Genomic DNA, 15,017 nt, shown 5'->3' on the forward strand with positions numbered 1-15,017 from the left:
TACACTCGCCTGCGGGTAAAAGCATTAAAGGTGGATGTCGCGTCATGGAGAGGATTACAGTTACTCTCGGGGAACGTAGTTACCCTATCACCATCGCGGCTGGTTTGTTTAACGACCCAGCTTCCTTTTTACCACTGAAAGCGGGTGATCAGGCGATGCTGGTCACCAATGAGACGCTGGCTCCGCTTTATCTCGACCGCGTACGCCACCTGCTTGAGCAGGCGGGCGTAAAAGTCGACAGTGTGATTCTCCCCGATGGCGAGCAGTATAAAAGCCTGACGGTACTGGATACCGTCTTTACCGCATTGCTGCAAAAACCGCACGGTCGCGATACAACACTGCTTGCCCTGGGCGGCGGTGTTGTGGGCGATCTGACCGGATTTGCGGCCGCAAGCTATCAACGTGGCGTCCGTTTTATTCAAATCCCGACCACGTTGCTGTCCCAGGTCGACTCCTCTGTGGGTGGCAAAACGGCAGTCAACCATCCGCTCGGCAAAAACATGATTGGCGCGTTCTACCAGCCCGCATCGGTGGTGGTGGATCTCGACTGTCTGAAAACCCTGCCGAAGCGCGAACTGGCTTCGGGTCTGGCGGAAGTGATCAAATACGGCATTATTCTGGATGGCGAGTTCTTTAGCTGGCTTGAAGAGAATATGGATGCGCTGCTGTGCCTGGATGAGGCTACACTGGCATACTGCATTCGTCGTTGTTGTGAACTGAAAGCAGAAGTTGTCGCTGCAGACGAGCGTGAAACGGGCTTACGTGCTTTACTGAATCTTGGGCATACGTTTGGCCACGCCATTGAAGCCGAGATGGGTTACGGCAACTGGCTGCACGGTGAAGCCGTCGCGGCCGGTATGGTCATGGCAGCGCGCACCTCTGAACGTCTGGGGCAGTTTAAACCTGAAGAGACGGCACGCATCATTGCGCTGCTTGAGCGTGCAGGTTTGCCGGTAACCGGGCCGCAGGAGATGTCGGCGCAAGCGTATTTACCCCACATGATGCGCGATAAAAAAGTATTGGCAGGTGAGATGCGTCTTGTACTCCCGCTTGCAATAGGGAAGAGTGAAGTGCGCGGCGGAGTGCCGCACGATGTCGTTCTTGGCGCTATCGCTGATTGTCAGCAGGCGTAACAACTAGAAAGGTCAGGCCACTGTCGCAGGTGGTCGTTTAGCTTCAGGTGAAATGCAAAGTCGTTAGCATAAGCCTTTGAGTGGGGTGTTAAATGGATGAATTCAAACCAGAAGACGAGCTGAAACCCGATCCCAGCGATCGTCGTACTGGTCGTTCTCGTCAATCTTCAGAACGTGATAACGAGCCGCAGATCAACTTTGACGATGTTGATCTGGATGCAGACGATCGTCGCCCTTCGCGCAGCCGCAACGCGCACGAAGAGCGAGCAGAAGAGGATTATGAGTCCGAAGAAGATTCAATGGACGAACAGCCTGTAGAGCGTCGCCCACGTAAACGTAAAAAAGCCGCTGCGCCGAAACCGGCTTCCCGCCAGTACATCATGATGGGCCTGGGCGTTCTGGTGCTTGTGCTGCTGATTGTTGGCATTGGCTCCGCGCTTAAAGCACCGTCAACGAACTCAACCGAGCAAACTGCTTCCGCTGAGAAGAGCATCAACCTGTCCGGTAACGATGCGACCAATCAGGCGAATGGCGCACAGCCTGCACCGGGTGCGACTTCCGCAGAGCAGACCGCAGGTAACACCACAGCGCCGCAGGATGTTTCTCTGCCGCCCGTTTCTTCAACCCCTGCTCAGGGTCAGGCACCTGCTACGCCTGAAGGCCAGCAGCGCGTAGAAGTTCAGGGTGATCTGAACAATGCGCTGACGCAGCCGCAGAACCAGCAGCAGGTTGATAACGTCGTGGTTAACTCCACGCTGCCAACTGAGCCGGCAACCGTTGCCCCAATTCGCGGCGGTAACGCTCAGCCACAAACGGCTGCGACGGAAACCAAACCGCGCCAGACGCAAACTGCGACGCGTCCTGAACGTAAGCAGGCGGTGATTGAGCCTAAGCGTGAAACCAAACCTCAGGCAGTCGTAAAAGCGCCTGAAGTGAAAGCCGTACCGGCACAGCCGAAACGCACCGAAACGGCTGCGGTGAGCGAGCCTGCTAAAGCGCCAGTCACGCAGACTGCGCCGAAAGCAACGGCAACCACAGCGGCACCTGCAGCAACGGCTCCAGCAGCCACGGCAACAGCCTCCAGCAGCGCCGCAGGCAAAACTGCAGGTAACGTTGGCTCGATGAAGTCTGCGCCATCCAGCAACTACACGCTGCAGCTGAGCAGTTCGTCTAACTATGACAACCTCAACAGCTGGGCGAAGAAATCAAATCTGAAAGACTATGTTGTTTATCAGACGACCCGTAACGGTCAACCGTGGTATGTGCTGGTCAGCGGCGTTTATTCGTCCAAAGATGAAGCGAAACGTGCCGTAGCGGCACTGCCAGCGGATGTTCAGGCAAAAAATCCCTGGGCGAAGCCGATTCATCAGGTTCAGGCCGATCTGAAGTAATGTTTAAAGCGCAGGATGCTGTCGGAGCTTTCTCCACAGCCGGAGAAGGTGTAATCAGTTAGTCAGCATGAAAAAAAATCGCGCTTTTCTGAAATGGGCAGGGGGGAAATACCCCCTGCTCGATGATATTAAAAAGCACCTGCCAAAAGGCGAGTGTCTAATCGAGCCTTTCGTGGGTGCGGGATCGGTGTTCCTCAACACCGATTTTTCTCGTTATATCCTGGCGGATATCAACAACGACCTTATCAGCCTCTATAACATTGTTAAGCTGCGTACCGAAGAGTATGTCGCAGAGGCGCGCAAACTGTTTACGCCGGAGAATAATCAGCCGGACGTTTACTACCAGTTCCGCACTGAGTTTAATCAGAGTCAGGATCCGTTCCGTCGGGCGCTGCTGTTCCTCTATCTCAACCGTCATGGTTACAACGGCCTGTGCCGCTATAACCTGCGCGGAGAGTTTAACGTGCCGTTTGGTCGCTATAAGCGCCCGTATTTCCCGCAGGACGAGCTGTACCACTTTGCCGAAAAAGCGCAGAACGCAGAGTTTCATTGCCTCTCCTATGAAGAGTGTATGGAGCTGGCAGGCGTAAACTCGGTGGTTTACTGTGACCCGCCTTACGCACCACTGTCTGCAACGGCGAATTTCACCGCTTATCACACCAACAGCTTCAGCCCGGCCGAACAGGCCCGTCTGGCGGAGATGGCAGAAAAGCTGGTCAGCAAAAGAATTCCGGTGTTAATTTCGAATCACGACACGCCTGATACGCGCGAATGGTATAAAGCCGCGAAGCATTTTCAGGTCAAAGTGCGGCGTAGCATTAGCAGCAACGGCGGCACACGTAAAAAGGTGGACGAACTTCTGGCTCTTTATCGCCCCTGAGCCGTTTTGCCCGCCGGTAAACACATTTCAAGGAGAAGCGGATGAAACAGTTTTTGATTGCTCCCTCAATTCTGTCGGCCGATTTTGCCCGCCTGGGTGAAGACACCGCCAAAGCTCTCGCGGCTGGCGCAGATGTCGTCCATTTCGACGTTATGGACAACCACTACGTCCCTAACCTGACCATTGGCCCAATGGTGCTCAAGGCATTACGTAACTATGGCATTACCGCGCCGATCGACGTTCACCTGATGGTTAAGCCTGTTGATCGCATCGTGCCTGACTTCGCCGCAGCGGGTGCCAGTATCATCACTTTCCATCCTGAAGCCTCTGAACACGTGGACCGCACGCTGCAGCTGATCAAAGAGAACGGCTGTAAGGCGGGCCTGGTGTTTAACCCGGCCACGCCGCTGAGCTATCTCGACTATGTCATGGACAAGCTGGACGTGATTCTGCTGATGTCCGTTAACCCGGGCTTTGGCGGTCAGTCGTTCATTCCCCACACGCTGGATAAGCTGCGTGAAGTGCGCCGTCGTATTGATGAGTCAGGTTACGATATTCGCCTGGAAGTGGACGGCGGTGTGAAAGTGAATAACATTGGTGAAATTGCGGCAGCCGGCGCGGATATGTTCGTTGCAGGTTCGGCAATTTTCGACCAACCGGATTACAAAAAAGTCATTGATGAAATGCGCCGTGAGCTGGCGAAGGTAAGTCATGGATAAATTGCAGGCAATTCGGGGTATCGCATTTGACCTCGACGGCACGCTGGTCGACAGCGCGCCGGGCTTAACGAGCGCCGTAGACCAGGCGCTGTACGCCCTTGAACTCCCCGTTGCGGGGGAAGAGCGCGTGGTAACGTGGATTGGCAACGGCGCCGATGTCCTGATGGAGCGCGCGTTGACGTGGGCGCGTCAGGAGCGCGCGTCGCAGCGTTCCGCGCAGGGTAAACCGAGCGTTGACCACGCTGACATCCCTAAGGATGAACAGCTGCGGATTCTGCGCAAACTGTTCGATCGTTTCTATGAAGAGACCGTCGAGGAGGGCAGTTTCCTGTTCCCGGACGTTCAGGAAACGCTGAGCGCGCTGCACGCGAAGGGCCTCCCGCTGGGGCTGGTGACCAACAAGCCAACCCCGTTCGTTGCACCGCTGCTGGAAGCGCTGGATATCGCGAAGTACTTCTCCGTGATTGTGGGCGGCGATGACGTGCAGAACAAAAAGCCGCATCCGGAACCGCTGTTGCTGGTGGCAGGAAAATTATCCTTAACGCCTGCGGAGCTGCTCTTTGTCGGGGATTCGCGCAATGATATTCTGGCTGCCCGAGCGGCAGGGTGTCCTTCCGTCGGGTTAACCTATGGCTACAACTACGGTGAGGCCATCACGCTAAGTGAGCCGGATGTGGTCTTCGACCACTTCAAAGATTTGTTGCCCGCACTCGGGCTTTCGCACAGTGAACATCAGGAATTGAATCATGACTAAGCCCATCGTTTTTAGTGGCGCACAGCCTTCAGGTGAATTGACCATTGGTAACTACATGGGTGCGTTACGTCAGTGGGTCAGCATGCAGGATGACTACCATTGCATTTACTGCATCGTCGATCTCCACGCGATTACCGCGCGTCAGGATCCTGAGAAGCTGCGTAAAGCCACCCTGGATACGCTGGCGCTGTACCTGGCCTGCGGCATCGATCCAGAGAAGAGCACCATTTTCGTTCAGTCTCACGTGCCAGAGCACGCGCAGCTGGGCTGGGCGCTGAACTGCTACACCTATTTCGGTGAGCTGAGCCGCATGACCCAGTTCAAGGATAAATCCGCGCGCTACTCTGAAAACATCAACGCCGGTCTGTTCGACTATCCGGTGCTGATGGCGGCGGACATCCTGCTGTATCAAACCAACCAGGTGCCGGTGGGTGAAGACCAGAAGCAGCATCTGGAGCTGAGCCGCGATATCGCCCAGCGCTTTAACGCGATTTACGGTGATGTGTTTAAAGTGCCAGAGCCGTTTATTCCAAAATCCGGCGCGCGCGTGATGTCGCTGCTGGAGCCGACCAAGAAGATGTCCAAGTCTGACGATAACCGCAACAACGTTATTGGCCTGCTGGAAGATCCGAAATCCGTCGTCAAAAAGCTCAAGCGTGCGGTCACCGACTCCGACGAGCCGCCTGTTGTGCGCTACGACGTGCAGAACAAAGCGGGCGTCTCCAACCTGCTGGATATCCTCTCCGGCGTGACCGGCCAAAGCATTCCTGAGCTGGAGCAGCACTTCGAAGGCAAGATGTACGGCCACCTGAAAGGTGAAGTGGCAGACGCCGTTTCCGGGATGCTGACCGAGCTGCAGGAGCGTTATCACCGCTACCGTAACGACGAAGCTTTCCTGCAGAAGGTGATGAAAGACGGCGCGGAAAAAGCCAGCGCGCGCGCGTCCGAAACCCTGAAAGCGGTGTACGAAGCGATTGGGTTTGTGGGTAAACCTTGAGCCTGCTTTGCCGGGTGGCGCTGACGCTTACCCGGCCTACGGGATCGTGTAGGTCGGGTAAGGCGGAGCCGCCACCCGACTAAAAACCACACTCTCCAAAACTAAAAAACCGGGAAATCCCGGTTTTTTTACGCCTGTCAAACGCTTACTGCTGCGCCGCCGGGCCGCAACCGCCGATGATCTTCGAAATGGAGATCGCCGGGTGCAGCAGGTAATCGTAGCTGCAGTTATTTTTGGTGTTTTGCACGTGACCGGTGCAGGCGGTCAGAGTCGATAACAGGCCAACCAGAACGGCGGCTTTTGCCAGTTTGAACATACGCATTCCTTGTCTTGAAACTTAAATTGGATGTAACACGAGGGAATAAATGGAAAAGTTCCATTTCAGGGCGGTATGTTATCGACAGCGGTAACAGGGGAGTAGTCCGGTTAAGGACTACTCGAAGAAGAACGGATATGCGTTAGTGATTAGAGAACCAGTTGAGTTTTTCGCGCAGTTCAACCACGCGGCCAACAATAATCAGCGCCGGACTCTCTACCTGCTGCGCCAGTTCACCGAGCTGCGTCAGCACGCCATCCACCACGCGCTGCGTAATGGCGGTACCGTTTTCCACCAGCGCAACCGGCATATCAGCCTCCATGCCGTGCTCCAGCAGCTTCGCCTGAATCGTCGCGGCCTGGTTCAGCCCCATGTAGAACACCAGCGTCTGCTTTTCAGCGGCCAGGTTATGCCAGTCCAGCTCGCTGCCGGTTTTCAGATGGCCCGTCACCAGACGCACGCTCTGGGCATAGTCGCGGTGGGTCAGCGGAATGCCAGAGTAAGCTGAGCAGCCGGATGCCGCCGTAATGCCCGGCACGACGGAGAACGGAATACCCGCGTCACGCAGGGTTTCCAGCTCCTCGCCGCCGCGACCAAAGATAAACGGATCGCCACCCTTAAGGCGCACCACGCGCTTACCTTTCTGCGCCTCGCGCAGCAGGATCTGGTTAATCTCCTCCTGCGGCACGCAGTGATAGCCCGCCCGTTTTCCAACGAATACGCGGTCGGCATCGCGGCGTACCAGGTTCATGATGTCATCAGAGACCAGGCGATCGTAAACCACGGTATCGGCCTGCTGGATCTGCTGTAGCCCTTTCAGCGTCAGCAAGCCCGCATCGCCGGGGCCTGCGCCCACCAGCACCACTTCGCCGCGATGGTCCAGCGGCTCGCTGAGCAGCTGTTCGGTCGTCTCTTCTACGGCTTTGGTGTCCTGATTCGCCAGCGACTGCGCCAGCCTGTCGTTCACAAAGAATTTTTCCCAGAAGCGACGACGCTCGCCAACGGTCGAGAAGGTTTGCTTCACGCGGGAGCGGAGCTGCCCGGCGTAATGCGCAATCTGACCAAGGTGCTGCGGCAGCACGGCCTCCAGCTTTTCCCGCAGCAGGCGGGCGAGAACCGGCGAGCGTCCGCCGGACGACACCGCAATCATCAGCGGCGAGCGGTCGATAATCGACGGCATAATAAAGCTGGCCTCTTTCGGCGCATCCACCACGTTGCAGAAGATTCGGCGCGCTTCGCAGGCGTCGCTGACGCGCTGGTTCACTTCATCGTCGTCCGTTGCGGCAATCGTCAGCCAGCAGGTATCGAGCAGGGATTCATTAAACTCACCCTGTTCCAGCGTGAGCATCCCTTCCTGGGCCCAGACCTCAAACTGTGGGGCGAAGGCGAGGGCGTTGACGGTGAGCCGGGCGCCAGCCTCTAACAGCAGGCGCGCTTTGCGTTCAGCCACGTCGCCGCCGCCCACGAGCAGGCAGTCGCGGTTGCGTAATTGACAAAAAATCGGCAGGTGATCCACGACGTTACCTCGCAGCTTTCATGGAGGGGATAAGAATTGACGTCAGGATAACAGCAGGAATCGTACAAAACATACGGTTTTTCCTGCCGTTACCCATAAGGGGTCATAAGCTTTTCGTATTGAAAAGGCGGGGGATTAGCCTTTCAGCTGCACCTTGCCGTCCTTCACGCGAACGTCATAGTGCTTCACTGAATGACTATCATCTTCCATGCAGTAGCCGTCGCTTAAGCGGAAACGCTGCTTTTTCAGCGGGCTGGCGACCCACAGTTCGCCCTGATGCTCGGCAATCAGCCCGCGGGAGAGCACGCTGGCCTCGAAGAACGGGTCGATATTGCTGATGGCAAAAACCTGTTCATCGTGGCGAGGGCGGAAAATCGCAACCTGCTCGCTGCCCAGCAGCGCGCATACGCCGGTGGCCGGGATGATGTCGTTAATATCGCAAATGTTTATCCACTGGCTCATGCGTTTTCCTCCACCAGCGTGACCGGAATACGTTCATACGGTGTCGCCGGACGATGCTGTTCACGCTCCGGTACAACCTGTACGTTCGGGTCGCGCTGGGTGCTGTTAATGAAGTGTTTGAAGCGCGTCTGCGCCGCCGGGGTGTTGACGGTTTCCGTCCATTCGCAGATCACCGCCTCGCGCAGGCGCGCCATCTCCGCTTCCAGGTGCTCGTTCAGGCCCAGCTTGTCGTCGATGATGACCGCTTTCAGGTAGTCGATGCCGCCTTCCAGGTTATCGAGCCAGGAGGCGGTACGGGTCAGCTTATCGGCGGTGCGGATATAGAACATCATGAAGCGGTCGAGATACTGAATCAGCGTGTCGCGATCGAGATCCGCCGCCAGCAGGTCCGCGTGGCGTGGCTTCATCCCGCCGTTGCCGCAGACGTACAGGTTCCAGCCCTTCTCGGTGGCGATGATCCCCACGTCTTTACCCTGCGCTTCCGCACATTCGCGGGTACAGCCGGAGACGCCAAACTTCATTTTGTGCGGGGTGCGGATGCCTTTGTAGCGGTTTTCCAGCTCCACGCCGAAGCCCACGCTGTCGCCGACGCCGTAGCGGCACCAGGTGCTCCCCACGCAGGTTTTCGCCATGCGCAGCGCTTTGGCATACGCGTGACCGGTTTCGAAGCCGGCTTCAATCAGCTGACGCCAGATTTCCGGCAGATCGTCTTTCTGCGCGCCAAACAGGCCGATACGCTGGGAGCCGGTAATTTTGGTGTAGAGGTTAAATTCACGCGCAATACGGCCCACGGCGACCAGCCCTTCCGGCGTGATTTCGCCACCGGCTGAGCGTGGAATAACGGAGTAGGTGCCATCTTTCTGGATGTTCGCCAGGAAGTTGTCGTTGGTGTCCTGCAGCGGCGTGTGTTCCGGCTTGAGTACGTACTCGTTCCAGCAGGAGGCCAGCAGGGAGCCGACGGTCGGTTTACACACTTCGCAGCCGTAGCCCTGGCCGTGTTTCGCCAGCAGTTCGTCGAAGGACTTGATGCCTTCCACGCGGATCAGATGATACAGCTCCTGGCGAGAATACGCGAAGTGCTCGCACAGGTTGTTGTTCACTTCGATGCCCTGTTTCGCCAGTTCGGCGTTCAGCACCTGAGTGACCAGCGGAATACAGCCGCCGCAGCCGGTACCGGCTTTGGTTTCCGCTTTCAGCGCCGCAACTGTGTGGCAGCCTTTGTTGATGGCGGAGATTAGCATGCCTTTGGTGACGTCGAAGCAGGAGCAAATCTGCGCGCTGTCCGGCAGTTTATCCACGCCGATAGACGGCTTGCCGCTGGACGCGTGCGCCGGGAGGATCAGCGCGTCCGGGTTTTCCGGCAGCTCGATGGCGTTCAGCACCAGCTGGAGCAGGTTGCCGAAGTCGCTGGTGTCGCCCACCAGCACCGCGCCGAGCAGGGTTTTGTTGTCCTGGCTGACGATGAGGCGTTTATAGACTTCTTTGCTTTCGTCGAGATAGACATAGCTGCGAGCGCCGGGCGTGCGGCCATGCGCATCGCCAATACCGCCCACGTCCACGCCCAGCAGCTTCAGCTTGGCGCTCATGTCTGCACCGGTAAACGCGTTTTCGCTGCCGAGGATATGGTCCACGGCGACCTGCGCCATTTTGTAGCCCGGCGCCACCAGGCCGTAGACGCGGTTATTCCAGCTGGCGCATTCGCCGATGGCGTAGATATCCGGATCGGAGGTCTGGCAGGCGTCGTTGATCATGATCCCGCCGCGCTGCGCCACGGCCAGCCCGCACTGGGTCGCCAGCTTGTCGCGCGGGCGAATACCGGTGGAGAAGACGATGAAGTCCACTTCCAGCTCGCTGCCGTCGGCAAAGCGCATGGTTTTGCGCGCTTCAGTCCCTTCCTGAACGATCTCTTTGGTGTTCTTGCTGGTGTGAACCTTCACGCCCATGCTTTCGATTTTACGACGCAGCTGGTCACCGCCCATGTGGTCGAGCTGTTCGGCCATCAGCATCGGGGCAAATTCGATGACGTGGGTTTCAACGCCGAGGTTTTTCAGCGCGCCTGCCGCTTCCAGACCCAGCAGGCCGCCGCCGACGACCGCGCCGCGACGGCTGCGACGGGCGCAGGACTCGATGGCGTTGAGGTCTTCAATGGTACGGTAGACGAAGCAATCCTGAGTTTCCGAGCCTTTGATCGGCGGGATCCACGGATAGGAGCCCGTCGCCATGATCAGCTTGTCGTAAAAAACCGTACGCCCGGCGCTGGAGTGGATCACTTTTTCCTGACGGTTGATGGTGATAGCGCGTTCGCCCACCAGCACTTTTACGCCATGCTTCTCGTAGAAACCTTCGCGCACCAGAGAGAGCTCTTCGGCGGTATGATGGGAGAAGTAGGAAGACAGGTGCACACGGTCGTACGCCTTGCGGGGTTCTTCACAGAACACGGTAATATCGAACTGCTCAGCATCGGCCTTATCGAGAAGATCCTCAATAAAGCGGTGGCCGACCATGCCGTTACCGATGATAGCGAGTCTGACTTTGCTCATTATTGCCTCGATTTCTTTTCTATTATTGCCTACCTTAACGATTCAGCAGGGGCGCTTATTGATGCAAATCAAATACGTCTTCGCCTACTCCTTAGGTGGTATATAACTGATTTGTCAGGATTTTTATAAGTGGCGGAAATCGCAGGCTTTTCGTGCTCGTTGAATTTGTGTACAAATCAGGGGCGGTTTTGCCAAAATCGATACGCCTGAATATCAGCGGCGTTTTTTAGGGGAAGGGTATGTCTACAACACCGTTATGGCTTGTTCAGAATGTTCGTTTACCGGGTCAGGAAGGGCTGTGGCAGCTCGCCATTGAGAACGGGCGATTTGGTGACATCACCCCGATGGACGACACCCACGCCGAAAGTTATGAAGTATTGAACGCGCGTGGCGGGCTTGCTATCCCGCCGTTCATTGAGCCGCATATTCATCTTGATACGACCCAGACCGCGGGTGAGCCGAACTGGAACCAGTCCGGCACGCTGTTCGAAGGCATTGAGCGCTGGGCGGAGCGCAAGGCGTTGCTCAGCCATGAGGATGTTAAAGCGCGCGCCTGGAAAACGCTGAAGTGGCAAATTGCCAACGGCATCCAGTTTGTCCGTACCCATGTGGATGTCTCCGACCCGACGCTCACCGCCCTGAAGGCGATGCTGGAGGTGAAGCAGGAGGTTGCCCCGTGGGTGACGCTGCAAATCGTCGCGTTCCCGCAGGAAGGTATTCTCTCTTACCCGAACGGCGCGGCGCTGCTGGAAGAGGCGTTAAGGCTGGGGGCCGACGTGGTGGGGGCGATCCCGCACTTCGAGTTCACCCGCGAGTATGGCGTGCAGTCGCTGCATATCGCTTTTGAACTGGCGAAGAAGTATGACCGTCCGCTGGATATCCACTGCGATGAAATCGACGACGAGCAGTCGCGGTTTGTCGAGACGGTGGCAGCGCTGGCGTATGAAGCAGGTATCGGCCCGCGCGTGACGGCCAGCCACACCACCGCCATGCACTCCTACAACGGCGCTTACACCTCGCGGCTCTTCCGTCTGCTGAAAATGTCGGGGATTAACTTCGTCGCTAACCCGCTGGTCAATATTCATCTTCAGGGGCGCTTTGATGACTATCCGAAGCGCCGCGGCATCACCCGGGTGAGAGAGCTGCAGGAAGCGGGCATTAACGTCTGCTTCGGTCATGACGACGTCTTCGACCCGTGGTACCCGCTCGGCACCGGCAACATGCTGCAGGTGCTGCATATGGGGCTGCACGTCTGCCAGATGATGGGCTATCCGCAAATCGACAGCGGCCTGAATCTCATCACCCATAACAGCGCCCGTACCTTCGGCCTGAGCGATTACGGTATTGCCACGGGGAACCCGGCGAACCTGATTATTCTGCCTGCGGAGAGCGGGTTTGAAGCGGTGCGCTGTCAGGTGCCGGTGCGCTGGTCGATTCGTCAGGGGCGGGTGATCGCCACGACGCAGCTGGCGCAGACGTGGATCCAGATGGATATCGGAGGAGAAGAGGTAAGTTTTGCCAGAAACAGCCCCTCTGCCGAGCGCAAAGGGGCGTAGGGGTTAGTGAGACGCTGCCGCCGCGTTGTGCTGGCGGTGGCGGGTCACGAAGCCCAGAGCGAAGCACATGATGAACACCACGGCATACAGACCGTTCGCGGTGTGCAGCGCCGCCAGCGGGCCGCTGTGGGCCACGATCGGGCCGGTGACCACGAAGGTCAGCATGGTGCCGATGGTGCCGCAGGTCAGGACGAAGTTAACCAGCTTCGGCGAGGCCACTTTGGTCTGCAGGGAGCCCAGGGTGATGATCGAGGTATAAATGGCGCTGGAGAAGAAGCCCAGGGTCAGAATGAACCACGGCATGTGCTCCGGTGAACCGTTGATGAACAGGTACATCAGCACGGTCGCCAGCCCCGCCAGCACGGTCAGAATGCGCTGCAGGTCGAAGAAGCGCAGGATGAAGCTAAACGCCCACATGCCGAACATGTAAGACATCCAGAAATCGCTCACCACTTTACCCGCGTCGTTCAGGCTCATGCCCAGACCTTTAGCGTACTCCGGTACCCAGGAGATAAAGCCCAGCTGGCCCAGGATGTAGCACAGCGCGGCGATGGAGAGGAACAGCACGCCGATGCCCCACTTTTCCTTCGCAACGGGCTCTGCGGTGGTTTGCGCTTTCTTGCCCAGCACCGGGAACTCGCAGCCGAAGGTCAGAATAAAGATCGCCACGTAGACCAGGCCGATGCAGGCATAAACCCAGTACCACTCAATGCTGCGCGCCAGCAGAACCGCCGCGACCATCGGGAAAATCATTCCGGCCATGCTGAAGAAGGAGTCGGTAAACAGCAGACGCGCGCCGCGCTGGCGGCCTTCATACATGTGGGTAATCAGGAACGTACCGATCGACATGGTGATCCCGCTGACCAGACCCAGCACGAACATAGCTGCGGAGAACAGGGCGATGCTGTGGCTCAGCATCAGGCCCGCCACGGCGGCAACCATCAGCACAAAGCCAAAGCGCAGCTGGGTTTTCAGCGGGACGATTTCCATCAGCCAGGCATTCAGGAAGATAGAGATCAGGATCCCCGCGTTGAGGAAGGTAAAGGTGTTACTCATGCTGGAAACGGGCAGCTGGAAGTAGTCTGCGATATTCCCCATCACCATCCCGGTGACGATCACCAACGCGCCGGTCAGGGCGTAGGAGAAGAAGCTGATCCATGTGAGCTTGATGCGATTGCTGTTAGTCATGTCTGGCCTGTTCAGAAAAAGAAAAGCGCCCGGGGGGCGCTGAGAGCGGGCAGATTTTAGTCGCTAAAGTGATCTATTCCTATCTTTTAAGGGCAATGATTACGTCATTGCAGGTTTTAGTGTGATCTAAATCACATTAATTGACGGCGTAACCAATCGTTTGCGCGGTAATAATTGTTTCAATTTCGTAAAATTAGGTAAAAGGCTGGTCTCCGTTCATACTGCTCTTTAGAATCAAGCCATTCGCTTTTTATACTGCGCTTTGTTAAGGAATTCTCATGCTCAAATCAACACTGGCGGCTGTCGCAGCTGTGTTTGCTCTTTCTGCCGTTTCCCCTGCTGCGCTGGCAGCCAAAGGGGACCCTCACGTTCTGCTGACCACCTCTGCCGGGAATATTGAGCTGGAACTGAATAGCCAGAAAGCTCCGGTTTCTGTGAAAAACTTCCTCGACTACGTGAACAGTGGTTTCTATAACAACACCACCTTCCACCGCGTGATCCCAGGCTTTATGGTACAGGGCGGCGGCTTCAACGAGCAGATGCAGCAGAAGCAGCCTAACCCGCCAATCAAAAACGAAGCGGACAACGGCCTGCTGAACAAACGCGGCACCATCTCCATGGCGCGTACCGCAGACAAAGATAGCGCGACCAGCCAGTTCTTCCTGAACGTGGCGGATAACGCCTTCCTCGACCACGGTCAGCGCGACTTTGGCTATGCCGTTTTCGGTAAGATTGTGAAAGGCATGGACGTGGCCGATAAGATTTCTCAGGTGCCTACTCACGACGTCGGTCCGTACCAGAATGTGCCGTCAAAACCGGTGGTTATCCTCTCCGCAAAAGTTCTGCCGTAATTCTTCTGAGCGCGGGCTTCTTCTGCCCGCGTTATGTGACCCTCCCTGCGAAAGCGCGTTTTGCTGCTTATACTTGTGGCAAACGGACTATTCAGGGAGGCGTTAAGTGAAAAAGCTCACCGACAAGCAAAAATCCCGTCTCTGGGAACAGCAGCGTAACGTCAATTTACAGGCCAGTTGTCTCCTTGAAAAAGGTAATGGTCCCTCAGAGCCCCATATTGAGACGCTGGAGCTTGGGCCTTCCGCGCCCGGGTTGCCCCATCTGTGCCTCATTCATCGTCATCTGTACCGCAGCGAGATGAAGCGGGCAGGCGAGTTACGTACCGACGATATTTTTAAGGGTGACATTCCTTTCTGCCATTTCGAATACATCGAGAAGATGGGCAACGAGCTGATGGCGGCGCTGGAAAGCGAAAAGTATCTCGTGGGTCTTGAGAAAGCGGCGTTTGTTGACCGGGTTAGCCACTATTACTGCGAAATCAACATGCTGCATCCATTTATGCGCGGCAACGGTATTGCCCAGCGCGTTTTCTTCGAGCAGCTGGCGCTCCACGCGGGCTACTCGCTGGACTGGCGCGATATCGATCCCGACCAGTGGGTGACGGCTAACCGAAGCGGCGCAACGGGAGATTTAACCGCGCTGAACGCTATCTTTGCCAAAGTAGTGAGCGAAGCGCGGGAATCTGAGTAGAATAGGGCGGCATTTTTTTCGGG

The 15,017-nt window shown here is 56.8% G+C and carries 14 protein-coding genes; 9 read left to right on the forward strand and 5 right to left on the reverse strand.

The features are described from left to right. The first annotated feature begins 44 nt into the window (after window positions 1-44). The 6 genes from aroB (at window position 45) to trpS (ending at window position 5,874) form a co-directional block, all read left to right on the forward strand. On the forward strand, window positions 45-1,133 hold the full coding sequence (aroB, locus tag QMN93_RS15265; RefSeq protein WP_033146810.1) for a 3-dehydroquinate synthase: 1,089 nt from the start codon (window positions 45-47) through the stop codon (window positions 1,131-1,133). Between the two features lie 92 nt (window positions 1,134-1,225). After that, window positions 1,226-2,524 (forward strand): cell division protein DamX, encoded by a 1,299-nt coding sequence (gene damX / locus QMN93_RS15270; RefSeq protein ID WP_033146809.1) that lies wholly within the window; start codon window positions 1,226-1,228, stop codon window positions 2,522-2,524. A 67-nt stretch (window positions 2,525-2,591) separates the two neighbouring features. After that, window positions 2,592-3,404, forward strand: a complete 813-nt coding sequence (gene dam / locus QMN93_RS15275; RefSeq protein ID WP_033146808.1) for an adenine-specific DNA-methyltransferase — start codon at window positions 2,592-2,594, stop codon at window positions 3,402-3,404. 41 nt (window positions 3,405-3,445) lie between these two features. Next, window positions 3,446-4,123: a ribulose-phosphate 3-epimerase gene (gene rpe / locus QMN93_RS15280; RefSeq protein ID WP_024907923.1), complete on the forward strand. Its 678-nt coding sequence runs from the start codon at window positions 3,446-3,448 to the stop codon at window positions 4,121-4,123. Continuing rightward, entirely contained in the window at window positions 4,116-4,877 is a 762-nt protein-coding gene (gph, locus tag QMN93_RS15285; RefSeq protein ID WP_193140125.1) for a phosphoglycolate phosphatase, read from the forward strand. Before rpe ends, gph begins: the two co-directional genes overlap by 8 nt. Next, on the forward strand, window positions 4,870-5,874 hold the full coding sequence (gene trpS / locus QMN93_RS15290; RefSeq protein ID WP_193140123.1) for a tryptophan--tRNA ligase: 1,005 nt from the start codon (window positions 4,870-4,872) through the stop codon (window positions 5,872-5,874). The genes gph and trpS overlap by 8 nt, the downstream gene beginning before the upstream one ends. Window positions 5,875-6,019: 145 nt before the next feature. On the opposite strand, the gene QMN93_RS15295 is transcribed toward trpS, so the two are convergent. The 4 genes from QMN93_RS15295 to nirB form a co-directional block, all read right to left on the reverse strand. Further along, window positions 6,020-6,190, reverse strand: coding sequence for a YhfL family protein (locus QMN93_RS15295; RefSeq protein WP_008503029.1), 171 nt, complete (start codon window positions 6,188-6,190; stop codon window positions 6,020-6,022). Between the two features lie 142 nt (window positions 6,191-6,332). Beyond that, window positions 6,333-7,706: a siroheme synthase CysG gene (cysG, locus tag QMN93_RS15300; RefSeq protein ID WP_182382778.1), complete on the reverse strand. Its 1,374-nt coding sequence runs from the start codon at window positions 7,704-7,706 to the stop codon at window positions 6,333-6,335. A 135-nt stretch (window positions 7,707-7,841) separates the two neighbouring features. Further along, on the reverse strand, window positions 7,842-8,168 hold the full coding sequence (nirD, locus tag QMN93_RS15305) for a nitrite reductase small subunit NirD (RefSeq protein ID WP_087823622.1): 327 nt from the start codon (window positions 8,166-8,168) through the stop codon (window positions 7,842-7,844). Continuing rightward, complete coding sequence (gene nirB / locus QMN93_RS15310) at window positions 8,165-10,708, reverse strand: nitrite reductase large subunit NirB (protein WP_033146803.1); 2,544 nt, start codon at window positions 10,706-10,708, stop codon at window positions 8,165-8,167. The genes nirD and nirB overlap by 4 nt, the downstream gene beginning before the upstream one ends. A 239-nt stretch (window positions 10,709-10,947) precedes the next feature. Between nirB and QMN93_RS15315 the strand changes: the two genes are divergently transcribed. Next, entirely contained in the window at window positions 10,948-12,264 is a 1,317-nt protein-coding gene (locus tag QMN93_RS15315; protein WP_058841977.1) for a cytosine deaminase, read from the forward strand. 3 nt (window positions 12,265-12,267) lie between these two features. Here the strand turns inward: QMN93_RS15315 and tsgA are convergent, their stop codons facing one another. Further along, window positions 12,268-13,452, reverse strand: a complete 1,185-nt coding sequence (gene tsgA, locus QMN93_RS15320) for an MFS transporter TsgA (protein WP_193140122.1) — start codon at window positions 13,450-13,452, stop codon at window positions 12,268-12,270. Window positions 13,453-13,730: 278 nt separating this feature from the next. Here tsgA and ppiA point away from each other — a divergent pair, with 278 nt between their 5' ends. Next, entirely contained in the window at window positions 13,731-14,303 is a 573-nt protein-coding gene (gene ppiA / locus QMN93_RS15325) for a peptidylprolyl isomerase A (protein WP_023309471.1), read from the forward strand. Between the two features lie 106 nt (window positions 14,304-14,409). Further along, entirely contained in the window at window positions 14,410-14,994 is a 585-nt protein-coding gene (locus tag QMN93_RS15330) for a putative adenosine monophosphate-protein transferase Fic (protein WP_069303363.1), read from the forward strand. The last annotated feature ends 23 nt before the right edge of the window (window positions 14,995-15,017 follow it).

The sequence above is a fragment of the Enterobacter sp. R-1.6.2 genome, assembly GCF_035064085.1.
Taxonomy (GTDB): Bacteria; Pseudomonadota; Gammaproteobacteria; order Enterobacterales; family Enterobacteriaceae; genus Enterobacter; species Enterobacter asburiae_B.